The 19044-nt window shown below is 68.2% G+C and carries 21 protein-coding genes; 10 read left to right on the top strand and 11 right to left on the bottom strand.

The window, feature by feature from the left end; all coding sequences use genetic code 11:
• Positions 1-33 precede the first annotated feature (33 nt).
• On the bottom strand, positions 34-2994 hold the full coding sequence (gene ileS / locus ACP7AB_RS08660; RefSeq protein WP_425989991.1) for an isoleucine--tRNA ligase: 2961 nt from the start codon (positions 2992-2994) through the stop codon (positions 34-36).
• A gap of 236 nt (positions 2995-3230) precedes the next feature.
• Here ileS and ACP7AB_RS08665 point away from each other — a divergent pair, with 236 nt between their 5' ends.
• The 3 genes from ACP7AB_RS08665 to ACP7AB_RS08675 are packed head-to-tail and all read left to right on the top strand — an operon-like array spanning position 3231 to position 4854.
• Positions 3231-3812 carry a DUF3828 domain-containing protein gene (locus tag ACP7AB_RS08665; protein WP_425989992.1) on the top strand — a complete coding sequence of 194 codons (582 nt, stop codon included), beginning with the start codon at positions 3231-3233 and terminating at the stop codon, positions 3810-3812.
• Positions 3812-4378, top strand: a complete 567-nt coding sequence (locus ACP7AB_RS08670; protein ID WP_425989994.1) for a DUF3828 domain-containing protein — start codon at positions 3812-3814, stop codon at positions 4376-4378. The genes ACP7AB_RS08665 and ACP7AB_RS08670 overlap by 1 nt, the downstream gene beginning before the upstream one ends.
• Positions 4379-4380: 2 nt before the next feature.
• Complete coding sequence (locus ACP7AB_RS08675) at positions 4381-4854, top strand: hypothetical protein (protein WP_425989996.1); 474 nt, start codon at positions 4381-4383, stop codon at positions 4852-4854.
• Here the strand turns inward: ACP7AB_RS08675 and ribF are convergent.
• From ribF to ACP7AB_RS08690, 3 genes are read right to left on the bottom strand one after another with little or no spacing between them, the layout of a single operon-like run.
• Positions 4851-5831 (bottom strand): riboflavin biosynthesis protein RibF, encoded by a 981-nt coding sequence (gene ribF / locus ACP7AB_RS08680; protein ID WP_425989998.1) that lies wholly within the window; start codon positions 5829-5831, stop codon positions 4851-4853. The genes ACP7AB_RS08675 and ribF overlap by 4 nt on opposite strands.
• Positions 5832-5842: 11 nt before the next feature.
• Complete coding sequence (locus ACP7AB_RS08685; protein ID WP_425990143.1) at positions 5843-6295, bottom strand: MaoC family dehydratase; 453 nt, start codon at positions 6293-6295, stop codon at positions 5843-5845.
• Positions 6296-6336: 41 nt separating this feature from the next.
• Positions 6337-7206 carry a TIGR01459 family HAD-type hydrolase gene (locus ACP7AB_RS08690; protein WP_425990000.1) on the bottom strand — a complete coding sequence of 290 codons (870 nt, stop codon included), beginning with the start codon at positions 7204-7206 and terminating at the stop codon, positions 6337-6339.
• A 79-nt stretch (positions 7207-7285) separates the two neighbouring features.
• On the opposite strand from ACP7AB_RS08690, the gene lspA reads away from it, so the two are divergent.
• From lspA to ACP7AB_RS08705, 3 genes are all read left to right on the top strand, one after another.
• A complete protein-coding gene (gene lspA, locus ACP7AB_RS08695; RefSeq protein ID WP_425990002.1) occupies positions 7286-7813 on the top strand; it encodes a signal peptidase II in 528 nt (175 codons plus the stop codon).
• Positions 7814-7871: 58 nt separating this feature from the next.
• Positions 7872-8438, top strand: a complete 567-nt coding sequence (locus tag ACP7AB_RS08700; protein WP_425990004.1) for a DUF3035 domain-containing protein — start codon at positions 7872-7874, stop codon at positions 8436-8438.
• A gap of 199 nt (positions 8439-8637) precedes the next feature.
• The gene (locus tag ACP7AB_RS08705; protein ID WP_425990005.1) at positions 8638-9087 is read left to right on the top strand and encodes a PaaI family thioesterase; all 450 of its coding nucleotides are present in this window, start codon (positions 8638-8640) and stop codon (positions 9085-9087) included.
• A gap of 48 nt (positions 9088-9135) precedes the next feature.
• Here the strand turns inward: ACP7AB_RS08705 and ACP7AB_RS08710 are convergent, their stop codons facing one another.
• Positions 9136-9867: a hypothetical protein gene (locus ACP7AB_RS08710; RefSeq protein WP_425990007.1), complete on the bottom strand. Its 732-nt coding sequence runs from the start codon at positions 9865-9867 to the stop codon at positions 9136-9138.
• 122 nt (positions 9868-9989) lie between these two features.
• Complete coding sequence (locus ACP7AB_RS08715) at positions 9990-11264, bottom strand: EAL domain-containing protein (RefSeq protein ID WP_425990009.1); 1275 nt, start codon at positions 11262-11264, stop codon at positions 9990-9992.
• 109 nt (positions 11265-11373) lie between these two features.
• Here ACP7AB_RS08715 and ACP7AB_RS08720 point away from each other — a divergent pair, with 109 nt between their 5' ends.
• On the top strand, positions 11374-12144 hold the full coding sequence (locus ACP7AB_RS08720; RefSeq protein WP_425990011.1) for an SDR family NAD(P)-dependent oxidoreductase: 771 nt from the start codon (positions 11374-11376) through the stop codon (positions 12142-12144).
• Positions 12134-13081 (top strand): lysophospholipid acyltransferase family protein, encoded by a 948-nt coding sequence (locus tag ACP7AB_RS08725; RefSeq protein WP_425990013.1) that lies wholly within the window; start codon positions 12134-12136, stop codon positions 13079-13081. Before ACP7AB_RS08720 ends, ACP7AB_RS08725 begins: the two co-directional genes overlap by 11 nt.
• A 250-nt stretch (positions 13082-13331) precedes the next feature.
• Here the strand turns inward: ACP7AB_RS08725 and ACP7AB_RS08730 are convergent, their stop codons facing one another.
• The 4 genes from ACP7AB_RS08730 to xseA form a co-directional block, all read right to left on the bottom strand.
• Complete coding sequence (locus tag ACP7AB_RS08730; RefSeq protein WP_425990015.1) at positions 13332-13865, bottom strand: response regulator; 534 nt, start codon at positions 13863-13865, stop codon at positions 13332-13334.
• A gap of 87 nt (positions 13866-13952) precedes the next feature.
• Positions 13953-14813 carry a M23 family metallopeptidase gene (locus ACP7AB_RS08735; RefSeq protein WP_425990017.1) on the bottom strand — a complete coding sequence of 287 codons (861 nt, stop codon included), beginning with the start codon at positions 14811-14813 and terminating at the stop codon, positions 13953-13955.
• Positions 14810-15004, bottom strand: coding sequence for a DUF2093 domain-containing protein (locus ACP7AB_RS08740; protein ID WP_425990019.1), 195 nt, complete (start codon positions 15002-15004; stop codon positions 14810-14812). The genes ACP7AB_RS08735 and ACP7AB_RS08740 overlap by 4 nt, the downstream gene beginning before the upstream one ends.
• Positions 15005-15190: 186 nt before the next feature.
• Positions 15191-16798 (bottom strand): exodeoxyribonuclease VII large subunit, encoded by a 1608-nt coding sequence (xseA, locus tag ACP7AB_RS08745; protein ID WP_425990021.1) that lies wholly within the window; start codon positions 16796-16798, stop codon positions 15191-15193.
• A 61-nt stretch (positions 16799-16859) separates the two neighbouring features.
• On the opposite strand from xseA, the gene ACP7AB_RS08750 reads away from it, so the two are divergent.
• On the top strand, positions 16860-17018 hold the full coding sequence (locus ACP7AB_RS08750; RefSeq protein ID WP_425990023.1) for a hypothetical protein: 159 nt from the start codon (positions 16860-16862) through the stop codon (positions 17016-17018).
• Between the two features lie 47 nt (positions 17019-17065).
• Complete coding sequence (gene purD / locus ACP7AB_RS08755) at positions 17066-18343, top strand: phosphoribosylamine--glycine ligase (RefSeq protein WP_425990024.1); 1278 nt, start codon at positions 17066-17068, stop codon at positions 18341-18343.
• 3 nt (positions 18344-18346) lie between these two features.
• Here purD and ACP7AB_RS08760 read toward each other — a convergent pair whose 3' ends face one another.
• Positions 18347-19021 carry a murein L,D-transpeptidase catalytic domain-containing protein gene (locus tag ACP7AB_RS08760; RefSeq protein ID WP_425990026.1) on the bottom strand — a complete coding sequence of 225 codons (675 nt, stop codon included), beginning with the start codon at positions 19019-19021 and terminating at the stop codon, positions 18347-18349.
• Positions 19022-19044: the final 23 nt, after the last annotated feature.

Consider the following 19044-nt stretch of genomic DNA (forward strand, 5'->3'; position numbering starts at 1 on the left):
CTCAAGCCCTCTCCCGCCGGGAGAGGGGCGCCGTCAGCCCTGCTTCGCGTCCCACCACCGCACAGCGTCGGCGTCGCGGGCGGAGAGGTCAGGATACTGCGGGTCGGAGCCGACGTCGGGGACGCGGCGCCAGGAGCGGGCGCACTTCGGATGATTGGCGAGCGCCACAATGACTGTCGCAGGCCCGACGCCAAGGCTGACGTTTGCTCCAGAAGTGCGGAAAACCTCCGCCGGATCGACCGGCGTCAGCATGGTCCCGTCAGACAACCTGCCTTCGAACAAGTCGAGAAGCGGTTGGGACAACTGAATATCCGGCCAAGCGTCCAGAGCGCCGCCGATGAGCTTCTCTTTGCGCGCGGCTTCGAGCGCGTCGTTCACCCGCGCTACGACGGTGTCGATGTTGGTCCAGCGCTGGGCCTCCTCAACATTCCGCCACTGATCCGGCGTCTGCGGGATCACCCGCGCGCAGTTCGTCCCCGCGTCCGGATAGAGCGTCGTCCAGGCCTCTTCCATGGTGAAGGGCGTCAGAGGGGCCAGCCATGCGGTCAGGCGCACGAACACCTCGTGCATCACCGTGCGCGCCGCGCGACGACGGATCGCGTCGGGGCGGTCGCAGTAGAGGCTGTCCTTGCGGATGTCGAAATACAGGGCCGAGAGGTCGCCGGCGCAGAATTCCAGCACCGGGCGGACGACGTCCTGGAAACGATAGGTCTCGTAGGCGCCGCGGACCTGGAGGTCGAGCTCCCAAAGCCGGTGCAGGACGAACCGTTCCAGCGGCGGCATGTCGGCGTAGTCGACGCGTTCGGCCTCGTCGAAATCGGCCAGGGCGCCCAGCAGGTAGCGGACGGTGTTCCGAAGCTTGCGATAGGCGTCGACCGTGGTCTGGAGGATCTGCTTCCCGATCCGCTGGTCCTCGGCATAGTCCACCAGGGCGACCCACAGGCGCAGGATGTCGGCGCCGGATTCCTTGATGATGACGGCGGGATCGGTCGTGTTGCCCCTGGACTTGGACATCTTCTCCCCGTTCTCGTCCTGGGTGAAGCCGTGGGTCAGGACGGCGTCATAGGGGGCGCGGCCGCGGGTGCCGGAGCCTTCGAGCAGGTTGGACTGGAACCAGCCGCGATGCTGGTCCGAGCCTTCGAGATAGAGATTCGCGGGCCAGTGGCTGGGGCGGTCGCCGGTGTAGCCGTGGGCCGGGTCGCGGGTCTCCAGCGTGAAGGCGTGGGTGCAGCCGGAATCGAACCAGACGTCGAGGATGTCCTCGATCTTCTCGTAGTTGGCCGGGTCGTGCAGGCCGAGGAAATCGCTGTCGGAGCGGGTGTACCAGGCGTCGGCGCCGCCTGCCTCGATCGCGGCGACGATGCGGGCGTCGACCGCGGGATCATGCAGAGGTTTGCCCGTGTGTTTGTCGACGAACATGGCCAGCGGCGTGCCCCAGGCGCGCTGGCGGCTGATCAGCCAGTCGGGGCGACCCTCGACCATCGAGCGGATGCGGTTCTTGCCGGCGGCCGGGTGGAAGTCGGTCTGGTCGATGGAGGCGAGCGCGGTCTCGCGCAGGGTCGCCCCGTCGGCGTGGTCCAGCGCCTGGTCCATGCGGATGAACCACTGGGGCGTGTTGCGGAAGATGACCGGGGCCTTGGAGCGCCAGGAGTGGGGGTAGGAGTGTTCGAGACGGCCGCGCGCCAGCAGGGTTCCGGCCTCGATCAGCCTGTCCATGACGGCGGGGTTGGCGCTGCCGAACTTGCCGGTCTTCTTGCCCTCGGTCTCGAGCACCTTCAGGCCCGCGAACAGGGGGACGGACGGGTAGTAGGCGCCGTCGGGATCGACGGTGTCGGGCACCTCGTGATGGCCGTGGGCCTTCCAGACCTCGAAGTCGTCGGCGCCGTGGCCGGGCGCCGTATGGACGAAGCCCGTGCCCGCGTCGTCGGTGACGTGGTCGCCGTCGAGCAGGGGCACGTTGAAGCGGTAGCCGTCGTCGAGCTCCGCCAGCGGGTGGGCGCAGACGAGGCCCGACGGATTGGTGTCGTCGAGACGCGTCCAGGTCGCGATCTTCGCGGCCTTGAAGACCTCTTCGGCCAGCTTGTCGGCCAGGATCAGACGGTCGCCCGGCCTGGCCCAGGGCTCGAACTCCAGGCCCGTCTCCATCGACTGGACCTCATACAGGCCATAGGCGATCTCGGGGCCGTAGCTGATCGCGCGGTTGGCCGGGATGGTCCAGGGGGTGGTGGTCCAGATGACGATCGACGGCGTCTGGTGGCGGAAGGCCAGCAGGTCGTCGGGGTGGTCGTCGGTCGCTGCGATGACCGGGAACCTGACCCAGATCGTGGGCGAGACGTGGTCGTGGTATTCGATCTCGGCGTCGGCCAGGGCGGTGCGCTCGACGGGCGACCACATGACGGGCTTGGAGCCGCGATAGAGCTGGCCGGAGTTCTTGAACTTGTGGAATTCCTTCACGATGGCGGCCTCGGCCGAATAGTCCATCGTGGCGTAGCGGTTCTCGAAGTCGCCGGTGATGCCGAGGCGCAGGAACTGGGCCTTCTGCACCTCGATCCAGCCGGCGGCGTATTCGCGGCAGGCGGCGCGGAACTCGGCCTTGGAGACCTCGTCCTTGCGGCGACCCCTGGCGCGGTACTGTTCCTCGATCTTCCACTCGATCGGCAGGCCGTGGCAGTCCCAGCCGGGGACGAAGTCGACGTCGTAGCCGAGCAGGAAGCGCGAACGGACCACAAAGTCCTTCAGCGTCTTGTTCAGGGCGTGGCCGATGTGGATGTCGCCGTTGGCGTAGGGCGGGCCGTCATGGAGGACGTAGAGCGGCGCCTTCTCGGCCTGACGCCGGGCGCGCAGGGTCGAATAGAGGTCGCCCCACTGTTCCAGGATCAGCGGCTCCTTTTGCGGAAGGCCGCCGCGCATGGGGAAGGGCGTCTCCGGCAGGAAGACGGTCTCGCGGTAGTCGCGGGCGGTCGGAGAATCGGGGGTCTGGGCGTCGTCGGCCATGGGATCAGTCTCGGGCAAGCGTGTGGGCGTCGGGGTGAGGTCGGCTGGCGATCCCGGCGGGCGCGGAGGCGGTGAAGCCCCGTCGGCGCTACGCCGGGCGGCTAATCTCGATCGGAATGATCCGGCGCGCGTCCATCGGCGGTTCCTATCAGGGCGCGGGGGCTGGGAAAAGCGCGGGCTTGCGGTAACGTCGCTTTCGAACGGCGCGATGACGCGCCGAAGGGACGAAACCACCGATGCGCACGATCCTGATGATGACGGCCGCCGGTCTGGCCCTGACCGCCTGCAGCCCGCCGGCGGACAAGGTCGAGCCCGCGCCGGCGACGGCCGCGGCGACGCAAGCCGCCCTGACCCCGGAGGCCTTCGTGAGGTCTCTGTATTCCGCCGAGGCCGGCGGAACCGCAGCGCCCGCCTCGGCCCCTGACGCGCCGGAGGCCGAGGCGCCGGAGATCTGGTCCGCGCGGACGGCGGCCCTGATCGCCGAGACCGAGGCGCTGGGGAACCCGGGCGAGTACGCCTATTTCGAAGCCGACCCGATCTGCGACTGCCAGGACGACGGCGGCATGGTGCTGACCAGCGTCACGCCCGGGGCCGTGAGCGGCGACCGCGCCGACGTCACCGTCCTCATGACCTGGACGATGGCCGAGCCGGTCGAGACCCGGACGCAGACCTACAAACTCGTCAACGAGGGCGGCGCCTGGAAGATCGACGACATCCAGCGCGACCAGACCACGGAGTTCCCGCAGCCCCCGCTGCTTCAGGACATGACGGGCTGGATCGCCGAACGGCGGGCCGAAAACGCAGCAGGAGCGAAGTGATGATCCGGACTCTGATCCTTGTCTCGGTCGGCGCGATGACGCTGGCGGCCTGTTCGCAAGGCGACGAGGCCAAGGCGCCGGAGACGGCGTCGGCCTCCGCAACGGCCGGTGCGACGGCTGCGACTGGACCGGTGTCGCGCGACCAGGTCTATGCGGCCGCCGGCGAGGGGCCCGAGGCCCTCGTTCGGATGATCTACGCCCAGTACGTCAACGGCGGGCCGCAAGGCGAGCAGCCGGCGCCGGGGCAGGACCCGATGTTCTCGCGCACGATGAACGCCCTGATCGGCGCCGATTTCCGGGCCGCGAACGGCGAGGTTCCGACCCTGAACTACGACCCCTTCTGCATCTGCCAGGACCAGGGTGACTTCGTCGTCACAGCCACGGCGGTGGCCCAGGCGGACCCCAACACCGCCGAAGCCAATGTCGCCTTTACCAATATGGGAGAGCCGAAGACCCTCAAGCTCAAGCTGGTCCGCGAAGGGCCGAACTGGAAGGTCGACGACATCGTGGACGGGACGGATTCGCTGCACGACACGCTGATGGCGGTGGCCGAGGCTGCGGGGTGAGGATGGGCAGGGCGCCGGGCAGCGTCCTGATCTTCGCGGCCGCATTGGGGGCCTGCGCAACGACCGGGGCCTCACATTCGCGCCTCGAATTGGTCAGTGATGTGGCTGTGTCCGCGCAACAGCCGGGCTGGGTTCGGCTCGACCCGAGTGGTTGCATCCTCAAGCCTGGGACCGGAACCAGACCGACAACGGATGACAGGGAATGCTCCGGTCGGATTGATCTCAACGGCGACGGGCGGCCGGAGAGGCTGACCACCCTCTATGTCTTCGGCCGGGGATCAGTCCTGACCCTTTTCGATGGCGATCCGTCTCGCGTCGATCCGATACTTCAGGCCGAAGGCTACGCCTTGATGGCGACCACGGAGCGGGCATCACGCGGATGGCCAATTGTTGCAGTTTACGGTGATCCGGTGTCGGCAGATGAACTGACCGGCGCGCAACAGGTGTGGACCGGCGAGATCTACGCCCCGCGCTAGGCCTTGGCGGCGAGCACCGTCCGCGCCGCCGCCGCATCTGCGTCGATCTGGGTCTTGAGCGCGTCGAGGCCGTCGAAATTCATTTCGCCGCGCAGCAGGGCGACGAGTTCGGTCTCGACCGTCTCGCCGTAGAGGTCCTCCGCGAAGTCGAACAGCCAGACTTCCAGCAGGGGCTCGGCGATCTCGAACATGGGGCGGACGCCGAGGTTGGCGACACCGTCGATGACGCGGCCATCAGGCAGGCGGGTGCGGGTGGCGTAGACCCCGTAGGCGGGGCGCATGTAGTCGCCGAGGCGGACGTTGGCGGTCGGGACGCCGATGGTGCGGCCGCGCTTGTCGCCGTGGACGACCTCGCCCTCGATGGCGAAGGGCCTGCTCAGGATCGCGGCGGCGCGGGCCATGTCGCCGGCGTTCAGGGCCTCGCGCACGGCGCTGGACGACAGTTTCAGGCCGCCGATGTCGTCGATCCGTTCGGTGACCGCGACCGAGAAGCCCAACTGGCGGCCGATGCGGGCCAGCGCGTCGGGAGAACCGGTGCGGCCCTTGCCGTAGGTGAAGTCGAAGCCGACCGAGGCGTGGGCCAGGCCCAGGCCATCCTTGCGGCCTGCCGCGCCTTGCGCTGCCTGAGGCCGGCCGGCGAGCACGTCGACGGCGAAGGCCTCGTCCGACATGGCGGCCATGCCGGCATCAAAGGGCAGGAGGTAGAGGCGGCTCACCCCCAGAGGCTCCAGCGCACGGGCCATCTGGCCCGGCGTCATCAGGCGGAAGGGGGCGGCGTCGGGCTGGAACCAGCGCCGCGGATGCGGGTCGAAACTGACGACGGCCAGGGGGACGCCGAGGCGGTCGGCCGCGATGCGGGCCGAGGCGATAACGGCCTGATGGCCCCTATGGACGCCATCGAAGGCGCCGAGCGCGGCGGCGGCGCCTCTCTGCGAGACGGGCAGGTCGCGCCAGTCGCGGATGATGTCGATCGTCACGGTCGGCCCGGTTAGTCCTTGGCCGCGCGACGGCGGCGGGGGACGCGCACGACGGCCTCGCCGCCCATGATCAGCTCGTCCCCGACATAGCCTTCAGTCAGCAGGGTGACGCGGGCCGATTCGGGATCGACGGCGGCGACGGTGATCTTGGCGGTCACGACGTCGCCGATCCGGACCGGTTTGTGGAAGGCGAGGTTCTGGGACAGGTAGATCGCGCCGGCCCCGGGCAGGATAGTGCCCACGACGGCCGAACCGAACGAGGCCGAAAGCAGACCGTGGGCGATCCGCCCGCGATAGGCCGTCTTCGAAGCGAAGGCCTCGTCCATATGGACCGGGTTGAAATCGTCCGAGGCCTCGGCGAACTGCTGGATGCGGTCCTCCGTGATTGTCACGTCCTTGACCGCCACCATGCCGGGCTCGAGTTCTTCGAGGATGTAGCCGCCCGAGGGGTGAGGTCCGGTAATCATGTGGCGGTGTTAGACGCGCTTCGCCGATTTGGCGAGAACTACCACTTCAGGTCCAGAGCGGCGTAGCGCGCGTAGGCGGTTTCGGCGGTCAGCAGGGCCTGAGCCCGGACCGGATCGATAAGGCCGTCGTCGCCGCGCGCGGTGTCGCCATGGATGCCCTGGGCGATGAACAGGCAGTCGAGCGCCTGCTGGTTGGCGCCGAGAACGTCGGTGATGACGCCGTCGCCGATGCAGAGGACGCGGGAGCGGTCGACCGGGCGACCCATGAGGGTTTCCGCCTCGGCGAGGGACAGGGCGTAGATCGGGCCGTAGGGTTTGCCGGCCATGGTGACCCGGCCGCCGAGCGATGCGTAGACATCGGCGAGGGCGCCGCCGCAGTAGATGATCCTGTCGCCGCGCTGGACGATTCGATCGGGGTTGGCGCAGATCAGCTCCAGATCGCGGGCGGCGGCCTCGGACAGCTGTTCGACATAGTGCTGGGGCGTCTCGGTCTCGTCGTCGATCATGCCGGTGACCGACAGGAAGGCGGCGTCGGCGACGCTGGTCGCGCGCTGCAGGTCGAGGCCTTCGTAGAGGATGTCGTCGCGGGCCGGACCGATGATCAGGGCCGGGCCGGGCGCGCGGCGGGCCAGCTCCATCCGGGTGGCGTCGCCCGAGGTCACGAAGGCCTTCCAGCTGTCGCGGGGCACGCCGAGGGCGTCGAGCTGGGCGATGACGTCGGAGGCCGGGCGCGGCGAGTTGGAGATCAGCACGACGTGGCCGCCCTGGTCATTGAACTTCGTCAGGGCCTCGCAGGCCTCGGGCCAGCTTTCGCGGCCGTTGTGGATCACGCCCCAGACGTCGCACAGCAGGATGTCGTAGTCGGCGGCGACGGCGCTGAGGCTGGGGAGGGCGTGGGGCTGGGTCATGGCGCGTGACTAACGCGTCAGGTCGAAAGGGTGAAGCGAGGGTTTGGCGGCGCGTCCATGTCCTGCTAACCGGACGCGCATGAAAATCCCTCGCATCGCCTGGGCCGCCTATGGCTTCGCCCTGTTCGTCATCGTGATGGACCAGTTGACCAAGGCGTGGGTTCTCGGATCCGCCGATGTGTCTGACCCGGCCATGATCCCCTCCGGCTATCTGTTCGCCGAGGTGATCCCGGGCATCCTGAACCTCACCATGGTCCGCAACACCGGTGTGAGCTTCGGCCTGTTCGGAGGCGGTGAAGCGCGCTGGGCGTTGAGCGTCTTCTCGATCGTCGTGGCGGGCGCGCTGGCGTGGTGGGCGCTCAAGGCGGAGCGGCGCACCCTGGTCTCAGCCATCGGCCTGGTGATTGGCGGGGCGATCGGCAACGCCATCGACCGGATCCAGTACGGCTATGTCGTGGACTTCATCGACTTCTCGGGGACCGGCGTGTTTCCGTGGGTTTTCAACATCGCCGACAGCGCCATCACCATCGGCGTTCTCCTGCTGATTATCGACAGTGTGATGTCGGAGCGGAAGCAGGCCGTTGGCGTGGCCCACGAAAAGGCGTAATCACCCGCTCTTTCCTGCTGTCCAGAGCGCAGGTTTTGCGCCGGAGCCGAACCGACCCATGCGAACTGCCCGTATCCTGACCGTATCCGCCATCGCCGTCTCGGCCGTCGCCCTGACCGCCTGTGGCGGCCTGCGCCAGTCCATCGGCCTGACCAAGGTCGTGCCGGACGAGTTCCTGACCGTGGCCTCGGCCCCGCTGACCGTGCCGCCGGAATACGGGCTGCGTCCGCCTGCGCCGGGCCAGCCGCGCCCGCAGGAACTGGCCCCTGAAAGCGCCGCCCGCCAGATCCTGCTGGGCCAGCGTCAGGCGATCACGCGCACCTCGGGCGAACAGGCCCTGGTGGTCGCCGCCGGCGCCGACCGCGCCGACCCGCTGGCCCGCTATGTCATCGACGACGAGTTCGGCGACCTGGCGCACAAGGAAGAGAGCTTCGCCAACCGCATCCTGTTCTGGCGCCGCGACGACTCGGCCTCCCAGGCCCCGACCCAGACCCAGACAGCCCAGGGGGCGGTGACCATCGACGCCGCCAGCGAGAACGCACGCCTGCAGGCGCTGACGGGCACGCAGAACTCGATCGTGATCGCGCCGCGCCGCTCGGGCGGGTTCAAGCTGCCGGGTCTGTAGGGTTATTCCTCCCCCGAGGGGGAGGGGGACCGCGTCTTCGCGGTGGAGGGGGCTGACCCTGACGCCGGCATGTGTGGCCGACCCCCTCCGTCACGGCGCGAAGATGCGCCGCGCCACCTCCCCCAGCGGGGGAGGATTGGCTTGCGTCATCCGCTGGACAGTCCTTATTGCAGACGGACTTCTCCCCGGGACCCTTCGCATGACTGATCTTCGCTCACTGAGCCACCTGTCCGGGGTCGAACAACTGCGGCTCGGGTTCCAGGCCGACGAGAACGCCGCGCCGATCGCGAAGACCCTCGACTACCGGCTGATCGAGGTCGAGGAAGGCCGGGTGGTGTTTGAGGGGACGCCGACGCGGGCCGTCTACAACCCCATCGGCACGGTGCACGGCGGCTGGATGGCGACCCTGCTGGACTCGGCCTGCGCCTGCGCGGTGCATTCGATGCTGCGGCCGGGACAGATCTATACGACGCTGGAGCTCAAGACCGTCTTCCACCGCGCCCTGACCGAGGGCGTGCCGGTGAAGGCCGAGGGGCGGATCGTGCAGATCGGACGGCGCGCAGGCTTCGCCGAGGCGGACCTGAAGGGCGTGGACGGCAAACTCTATGCGACCGCGACCTCCACCTGTCTGGTGATGGAGACGAAGTAGCCAGCCCGGACCACAGTCGTCGCCGACCTGAACAGCACTGATGGCGGGCTACATCGGCGGAACGACGCCGTCCTTGCCCATCGCCAGGAACCCGGCCGTGGTCGCACCCGCAGGTATGACGGCATAGACCTTCTGTCCAGCCGCCAGTGACGGCCTTTCCGTCGGCTCGAAACGCACGATCGGCGTCCCTTCGGGAATGGTGACGTTGGCCGTGCCGCCCTCATAAGCGATGGTCAGCGTGCGGCCGCCGGACGAAGACTCGCTGCTGGAGACCGTCCCGTTGGTCATCATGCTCTGGCTTTCGACGGTACCGTTGGTCATGGCGCTCTGGCTTGCGACCGTGCCGTTGGTCATGGCGCTGGACGCGGCCGGGGCGCCACCCTTTGCCGCGACAACGCCCGGCGTGTCCCAGGCATAGTGACCCTCGCCGGCTCCGCGCATCGATTCGGGGAAGATCACCAGTTCGACCGCTCGAAGGGCCGTCTTCGGACCCGTTGTTGCCGTGCCGACGAAATCGCCGTCCTGGAGGGTCGAGAGGCTGGACGATACGACCCAGACAAACCGCGTGTCAGCCGCGACGGGTACGGAGACCGTCCGGCCGTCCCAGGTTTGAACCGTCATCGTATCGCCCGCCAGGGACTGGACCGTGCCGCGCACCCGAACGGTGCTGGGGGCGGCGACGGTCGCCTCTTCAACGGGGGGTGTGGGCTCGGGCGCAGAGCATGCGCCTAGCATCGCCAGCACGGCAGGAATGTGGGCCAGATTTCTGATCGGTGTCATGGTGCATCCGGGCGTCGGGAGATCGGCGTTCGACCCCCGTTTCGGCTCGCACACTGCACGTTCGTAGCGGCGCTTGCCATGGCTCCCGAGGTGCGACGAAACGTCCCCTCACCGGACCAAGGTCAGGCGTACCGCCGACGCTTCTCTGCGCTGATCAGGGTCGATCGGACGAAGTCGGCGGGCGGGTCGGTTTCGGCCAGAACCGCTTCCTTGATGGCGCGCGGTTCGCCGAACAGGTGGCCCTGGCCAATGGAGATGTCGAGCTCGAGGATGTCCACGATCTGGCGTTCCGACTCGCACTTTTCGGCAATGACCTCGATGCCGTAGCGGCGGGTCAGCTGGGCGAAGTCGGCGGCCTGGATGTCGCGCAGCGACGGGATCGGCGAGCCGCCGTCGAGGTCCAGAAGCTGTTCGATCAGCAGGTCGGCGGCCACCTTGACGAAGCGGACGTCGGAGCGCTGCAGGTCGTTGAAGTCGAGGTCCAGGGTCTGAACCTTGTCGATCGAGAAGCGGAAGCCCAGGTCGGCCAGCTTGGCCATGTTGCGGGCCTCGACCGCGCCGCGTGCGTCGAAGGTCGCCTGACCCAGTTCGAAGATCAGGGCCTGGTTCAGGTCGCGGTTCTCGCTGAGGAACTCCAGGAACTGCGGGAAGAAGGTCTCATCGCCCAGGGACGACAGGGCGACATTGCAGAAGACGCCAACCTTGCGGTCCTGACGGGCCAGGCGGCGGACGATCTGGGCGCAGCGGAACAGCAGCAGGTTGTCGATGGCGGGGACCAGACCCTCGCCCTCGGCGATGGACAGGTACTCGGCCGGCATCATGACCCGGTCGGTCGAATCGCGCAGGCGGGTGAAGCTCTCGTAGAAGACCGTGCGGCGCTGGGGCAGGGTGACGACGGGCTGGAGATAGAGGTCGACGCGGTTCTCGCTGAGGGCGTCGTGGACGGTCTTGAGCAGCAGGTTCGACTGGTGGTGACGGCGAGCCTCGACACTGTCGGGAGCGACCATGGGGGTGACCGACAGGCGCTGGTCGATGGAGACGCTCATCTGCTGGATGAGGTCTTCCAGCATGCGGACTTCGCCGGTGAGTTCATCGGTGCGCGACAGGGCGCCGGCCTCGATGGCGGTGGCGAGGTCTCCAAGCGCGGTCTGGGTCTGCTCCATCGCGTCGGCGAGCAAACGGTGGGCTTCCCGGACATGGCCGATCTCGGCGCGCAGGGCCTTGCGTTCGCCGATGCCGGTGAAGAGGGCGTGGACCGCTGTCAGGACCCCCAGCACGCCGAGCGTCGCGGCCACGCCCGGGCCGATGCCGAGGCCGGCGCGCCACAGGAAGGCGCCGACCGTCATCGCCAGGAAGACGTAGCCGAAGAACAGGAAGCCGTTGGTCAGTGCGCGCATGGGAACGGTGAAGTCCGACTTCCCGGATGGAATCGCCCGAGTATCGGGGTATCAGGACGAAACAGCTAGGGTGTGGACCAAAGAAACCACGCCGCAACAGGGGATATGCATGGAACTGTTCGATCTGACCGGGAAGGTCGCCGTCATCACCGGCTCGTCCAAGGGCATCGGCAAGGCGATCGCCGAGCGGATGGCCGAGCACGGGGCCAGGGTGGTCATCTCGTCGCGCAAGGCCGGCCCCTGCGAAGAGGTCGTGCAGGAGATCAACGGCAGGTACGGGGAGGGCCGTGCGATGGCGATCCCGGCCAATATCGCCTCCAAGGAAGACCTGCAGCGGCTGGTCGACGAGACAACCGCCGCCTGGGGCAAGATCGACATCCTGGTCTGCAACGCGGCGTCCAACCCCTATGCCGGGCCGATGGCCGGGATCGCCGACGAGCAGTTCGAGAAGATCTTCCACAACAATGTGCTGGCCAACCACTGGCTGACCCAGATGGTCGCGCCGCAGATGCTGGAGCGAAAGGACGGGGCGATCGTGATCATCTCGTCCATCGGCGGCCTGCGGGGCAACGCCCTGATCGGCGCCTACAATGTGTCGAAAGCGGCGGACATGCAGCTGGCGCGGAACCTGGCCGTCGAGTGGGGGCCGTCGAACGTGCGGGTCAACTGTATCGCGCCCGGCCTGATCCAGACCGACTTCGCCCGCTATCTGTGGGAAAACGAGGAGGTCCTGAAGGTGACGGTCGAACCGAACCCGATGAAGCGCATCGGCCAGCCGGACGAGATCGCGGGCACGGCCGTATATCTGTGCTCGAAGGCCGGCTCATACGTGAATGGCCAGACCCTGGTGGTGGACGGCGGGCTGACGATTGCCTGGTGAGGTCAGCAAGGGCCGGGGCGCCGGAGGCCCGGGTCTTCGTCAGGATCTGATCTGGCGGCTGGAGGCGGCGCTGTTCGCAGGCTTCATCGGCCTGATGCGGCTGATCGGCCTGGAAGCGGCATCGAACTTCGGCGGCTGGGCGCTGCGGACGCTCGGCCCCGTCACGGGGACGCAGAAGACGGTGCTGCGGAACCTGCGGATCGCCTTCCCCGGGATGGGCGAGGAGGAGCGGCGACGGCTGGCCCTGGAACAGTGGGAACAGACGGGGCGCACCTTCGCCGAGACGGCGGTGATGGACCGGCTGACCCCGGCGTCGGGGCGGATCGACATCGTCGGGGCCGAACGGCTCGAGGCGATCCGGGCCTCGGGCAAGCCGGTGGTCTTCGTGTCCGGGCACATGGCGAATATCGAGACGATGGCCGCGGTTCTGGTGGCCTCTGGCGTGCCGGTGCAGGTGACCTATCGGGCGGCCAACAACCCCTATGTCGACGCCCAGATCATCGCGGCGCGGGCCCGGTACGGGGTGAAGCTGTTCGCCCCCAAGGGCGGGGACGGGGCGCGTGAGCTGCTGGCCGGGATGGCGCGCGGCGAGAGCGTCGCCCTGATGAATGACCAGAAATTTTCGGAAGGGCCGGAAGTGACCTTCTTCGGCCAGCCGGTGAACGCGGCGCCGGGGCCGAGTCGGCTGGCGCTGCGGTTCGGCACGGTGCTGCAGCCGATGTCGGTGGTGCGGCTGCCGGGCGTACGGTTCCGGGTCACGGCGCACGCGCCGATCGAACTGGCCAGGACCGGCGACCGGACGGGCGACATCGCGCGGGGGGTGCAGGCGATCACGCGCTTCGTCGAGGAGCGGGTGCGAGAGCATCCGGTGGACTGGTTCTGGGTCCACAAGCGGTGGCCGGACCGGGTCTACCGGGAGCTGGAAGACGCCGAGTAACAGTGCGCTGACGTCTTGATGCGGGTTCGACCGAATAGCTTTGGGGCGGCAGGGCCAAGCTTAATTCAAGAGCGACGGTCGGACGGATGAACTACTTCCGGCGGTACGATTTCGAGATGCTCGAGAATATTGGCGAGTTGTTTGCGTATCGCGCCACTTCGGTTTATTTGGCTTTTTGAATATCGGCTAAGACGCAAAGAGCCTCGCAAGGTCGCGGAACTGAAACGCGACAGCGCCCCGAACCGAGGCGTCAGGCCTTGCCGGAACCGTCCGTGTTCGTGGAGGCGTCTTCCGCAACGTCGGTCGAACGACGGCGCGGACCCTTGTAGCTTGCGACACTCGAGGTCCGCCGACGGTCCGGGCCGAAATAGTCGTCGGTCTTCACATAGGGGCGTGGGCGCAGGATGACGGCTTGGATGCGGTCGAACACCGCCTTGGCGGTGATCGGCTTGACCACGAACTCCGTCACCCCGGCGTCGCGGGCCTCAACCACGCGATGCTTCTCCGAATGGCCGGTCATCATGATGATCGGCAGATAGGGGTTGGCGCTGTCGGGGCTGTTGCGGACCAGGCGAGTGAACTCCACCCCGTCCAGAGGGAACATGTTGAAGTCGACGATGGCGAGATCGATCTGATGATCGCGCACAACCTCGAGCGCCATGGCGCCGTCTGACACCTCGCGGATGTTGCGGATGCCCGCCGATTGCAGGATGGCGGACGTGATGGCTCGCATGTGCTGGTTGTCGTCTACCAGCAGGATGTTGAGCGATTGAAGGGCGGACATTTGGTGATCGGGCCGAGGCCGCCCCGACGGCGGACTAAAGGCCGATTCTACGGGCAAAGATCGGCAAGGTCCACGCGGAACGAAAGCTTAGCCGTTGCTGTAAGCGGTTTCCGGAGCCGATTCGCCGATCATCAGAGACGGATCGCAGTTCCGATCGCGCCATTTCATGCGCCAGCACAGATGCGGCCCGGTAGCGCGGCCCGTCATTCCGACCCGTCCGATGACGTCGCCGCGGGTGATTCGCTGGGTCGGCAGGACGTCGATGCGCGACTGGTGCAGGTAGGCCGTGATCAAGCCCTGACCGTGGTCGATCAGGGTCAGGCCGCCTTCGAAATGCATGCCGGCGCGGGCGAAGGTGACGACGCCGTCCGCCGGCGCCCGGATCGGAGAACCGGCGGGTGCGGCCAGGTCTATGCCGTAGTGCGGCCGGGCGGGCGTGCCGTTCAGAACGCGCTGGGAACCCCACAGGCTGGTCACCCGATAGCTGTCCAGCGGCCAGGTGAAGCCGGAACGGAAGTTGTCGGCGTCGGCGCGGCTGCCGAAGCCCTCGGTCTTCAGCACGATCTCGTCCTGGATCCGGGCGAGCAGCGCCGGGTCCGACGGCTCGACCGTCGATGGGGGCAGGCCGTCAATGCGGGTCGAGGGGAAGGTCCCGGGCGCGATGGACAGGGTGCGACGTGCGACGCGGCCCTGGCCGCGCACCTCCAGCTGGACCGACGGCGGGGCGTCGCGGTCGAAGCCGACGATGAACAGGCCGGCCGCAGAAGCGGTGGTCAGGGCTTCTCCGTCAATGAAGACCATGGCCCGCGGCTCCGCCCGCCCCATGGCGAACCCGCCCTGGACGAAACGGCCGTTCAGGGCGAGACCGTCGGTCGGCTCGGCGAAGGCGGGCCCCGAGAGAGTGGCGGCGCCGGCGCCCAGGATCAGGCCGCGCCGCGAAGGCGTCACTGATCGACCATCCGGGACAGGGCTTCGGCCGGACTGAAGTAGGGTTCCTGATTCTCGACGGACCAGTAGCGCAGGATCTCGAGCGGGATCGGACGGCCGGAGACGGCGCACAGGACGAAGGGGCCGGGCTTGAGCACGGCGAACTCGCCGTCGCCGTAGTGGAGGGTCGCGGGGGAGGGGACGGAGGTCATGATGACAGGATAGCGGGAGATCCCTCCGTCGTCTCCTCCCCGTCGCGCAGCGATGGGCAGGTGGATCCGTAGCAAAGTGGTGGACACGGAGGGGGCTCGGCGACATCCAGAAGCGCTCCGTCTGCTCGCGAAGGGCTCGCATCCACCGCTCCATTCGCCAGGCGGCGAACAGGGAGGAGGCTGTTGTCAGAAGAGGTCGCCCTGGCTCGCCGGGGCCGCTTTGGACTTCGGAACCGGCTTCGGCCTCACCGCGCCGTCGCCCTCGATATGCGCCCCCTTGGAGCCATCGGGGAAGACCAGCGTCACGGCCTGCCCCGGCGACAGGGCGGCGGCGGACGAGACCATCGCGCCGGTCTCGTCGTCGACGCGAGCGAAGCCGGGTTTGGGGCGCCTCGGATCGAGGCTGGCCAGGGCGCGGGCGAGGGCGGCGAGGCGGGTCTCGGCGCGCTCGATAGCCTGCGGTCGGACCCGATCAAAGCGTGACGCCAGGTTCTGCATACCGAGCTCGCGACGCTTCTGCCGGTTGACGATCGCCTCTGGATTCAATCGACCCGAGACAAGCAGCAGGCGACGTTCATGGCCGGAGGTGTTGGCGCGCAGTCCTGAAATCAGACGGGCGGCTTGCCCCTCAAGCCGCGCCTCCCGTTGCTCGATAGCGCGTTTCAGAAGCGCCGGCGCGAAACGGCTGCCGATCGTGACAAGGCGGCGGTGATGCAGTTCGGTGTTGCGGCCGAGGCCCGAGGCGAGGCGGCTGGACGCGTGGTCGAGACGCTGCTGGGCCAGGGCCACGAGCTCCTCCGGCCGGGCGGGCAGGCCGCGCGCCACGGAGCGCAGGCGAATGCGGCGGTCCTCCAGCAGCCGGGCGCCGGAACGAGCCAGACGGCGCTCCAGATCGGTGACGAAGGCGCGCAGGTCGGCCAGCACCGGCGTGGCCAGTTCGGCGGCGCCCGTCGGGGTCGGGGCGCGACGATCCGAGACGAAGTCTATGAGGGTGGTGTCCGTCTCGTGCCCCACGGCCGAGATGATCGGGATGGTCGCCGCCGCCACGATGCGCGCCAGGCCCTCGTCGTTGAAGCACCACAGATCCTCGACCGAGCCGCCGCCGCGCGCCACGATCAGCAGGTCGGGGCGGGGGATGGCGCCGTCCCTGGTCATGGCGTCGAAGCCGCGAATGGCGTTCCCGACCTGGCCACAGGCGGCGTCGCCCTGGACCACGACTGGCCAGACGATGACCCGGCAGGGCCAGCGCTCGGCGATCCGATGCAGGATGTCGCGAATGACGGCGCCGGTCGGGCTGGTGATCACGCCGATCGTGCGCGGATAGAGGGGGATGGGCGTCTTGCGGGCCGGATCGAACAGGCCCTCGCCCGACAGTTTGACCTTCAGCCGTTCGAGTTGGGCCAGGAGGGCGCCGGCGCCGGCCGCCTCCATCGACTCGATCACGATCTGGTACGAAGACCGCGCCGGGTAGGAGGTGATCTTGCCGGTGACGATGACCTCGAGGCCTGTCTCAGGCTGGACGCCGAGGCCGCGCGCAGAGCCTTTCCATACCACGCCGTCGATGGCCGACCTGTCGTCCTTCAGCGTCAGATAGATGTGGCCGGAGGCGTGGCGATTGACCTTGGACACCTCGCCTCGCAGCCGGACGTGGCCGAACCGGTCCTCCAGCGTGCGCTTCAGGGCGAAGGACAGCTCGGAAATCGACAGGGGCGGATTGTTGTCGCCCACGCCTTGGCTTTGGGCGGCGGCCGGCTCGGCGTCGGCGGGGCCTGCGAAGACGTAGTCGTCGGTCATCGGGTGACTGTAGCGTCGCCGGGGGGGTGCGGAAACCGCTGCATTCTGCCTATATCGAGGGATGAACGGCCAGGATCGCATTCCCCCTCGCGACGAGGAGAACCCGAACGAGCGCGAGCTTTCGCGCCGCAGCGGCGATTCGGCGGTCAGCGTCTGGGTGATCCTGGCGTTGATCTTCATGCTCGCCGCCGTGGTCTATGTGGTTTCCGCCCTGCTCTGACAGTCTGCGGCCTTGACCAGAGGGGCCCGCGCGGCCATTCCGCGCGCATGGATATCCTGCTGGTCGGATCGGGAGGGCGCGAGCACGCCCTGGCCTGGAAAATGCGGCAATCGCCGCTGGTCGACCGCCTGTTCTGCGCACCCGGAAATCCCGGCATCGGCAAGGTCGCCGAATGCGTGCCGGACATCCGCGCCGACGACGCCGAGGGCCTGGCCCGGCTGGCGCGTGAGCTGAAGGTCGGTCTTGTGGTCGTCGGGCCGGAAGTCGCCCTCGCGGCCGGTCTCGCGGACCTGCTGAACGCGGCCGGCATCCCCTGCTTCGGACCCAGCGCCAAGGCGGCGCAGCTGGAGACCTCCAAGGCCTTCTCCAAGGCCTTCCTTGAGCGGCACGAGATCCCGACGGCGCATTACGGCGTCTATGACCGGGTCAAGGACGCCAAGGCTGCGTTGTCGGTGTTCAAACCCCCCTATGTCATCAAGGCGGACGGCCTGGCCGCGGGCAAGGGGGTGGCGATCAGCCCCGACCGCCGCGACGCCGAGGCGGAGATCGAGCGGATGCTGGGCGGGCGATTCGGCTCGGCCGGGTCTCGCGTCGTGATCGAGGAGTTCATGGAGGGCGAGGAGGGATCCCTGTTCGCCCTGTGCGACGGCAAGCGCGCCGTCCTGTTCGGCGGGGCCCAGGATCACAAGCGGGCCTTCGACGGGGATCTGGGGCCCAACACGGGCGGCATGGGCGCCTATTCGCCGGCGCCGGTGTTCGACGAGGCGATGGTGATGACCGCCGACCGCCGGATCGTGCAGCCGACGCTGAACGCCATGGCGGCCGAGGGCGCGCCCTACAAGGGCGTGCTCTATGTCGGGCTGATGTCGACCGATGAAGGTCCCAAGGTTGTCGAGTTCAACGCCCGCTTCGGCGACCCGGAATGCCAGGTCCTGATGATGCGGATGGCGGGGGACATCGTCCCCTATCTGCTGGCCTGCGCGCGCGGTGACGTGTCGCGCCTGCCGGAGCCGGAGTTCAAGCCGCAGACCGTGATCTGCGTGGTCATGGCCGCCAAGGGCTATCCCGACAGCCCTCTGGAGGGCTCGATCATCCGGGGCGCGGAACAGGACTTCGGCCCCCACGTGCAGGTCTTCCACGCGGGCACCCTGCGTCGCGAGGACGGCACCCTGGTGGCGTCCGGCGGGCGCGTGCTGAGCGTCTGCGCCGAGGGCGACGACATCGCCGAAGCGCGCGAGCGGGCCTATGCGGCGGTGCGCAGGATCGACTGGCCGGGCGGGTTCTGCAGGACCGACATCGGCTGGCGTGCGCTGGAGCGCGAGTAGCCTCTAGGCGTAGGCGAACAGCAGTCGGCCCTCGCCCATGCGCTCGCGCAGCATCGGCAGGTCGGTGTGGGCGGTGGAGAAGCAGCCGTAGCTGCGGCCCAGCTTGCCTTCGCGGGCCAGGAACTCCGGATCCGCATAGTCGGCGCCGTGAACGATGATGGCGCGGTCGCGGGCCATGTTGTTCGAATACTCAAGCCCGTCGAGCAGGACGTTCGGGCCCTGCTGGGCGCCCCAACCCGCGCCGGCGGTGGCGTAGGCGCCGACCGAGGACATGTAGCTTTCCGGCGTGTTGGAGAAGGTCCGGGCGAAGCCGGAGTGCTCAGGGTCCGAGCCGCGGCCGTGGCAGGTGCGGAAGGCGGTGACGCGGCCGCCGATCAGATCGACCTCGAACATGCGAGCGTCGCCGGAGAATTTCTGGAAGTCGACCAGATACATGCGGTCGCGCAGGGTGATCCTGTGGCTATGCACGTCCAGGGCGGCCATGGCCCGGCTCATCAACTCGGGGCGGACCAGACGACCGGGATCCAGCGGCGGCGGGGTGATCTGCGGAATGGGCGGGAGGGGCGGCGGCGGCGGGGCGGCGGCCAGGACGATCGGCATCTGCGCGACGGGTGCGGTGGCGCAGCCGGCGAGCATCGCCGAACCACCCAGAATCAATCCCCGTCTCGATAGCCGCATGCGACGCCCTTCGTAGCGGTTAT

Origin of the sequence: Brevundimonas sp. TWP3-1-2b1, assembly GCF_049896165.1 — a bacterium.
GTDB lineage: Bacteria > Pseudomonadota > Alphaproteobacteria > Caulobacterales > Caulobacteraceae > Brevundimonas > Brevundimonas subvibrioides_B.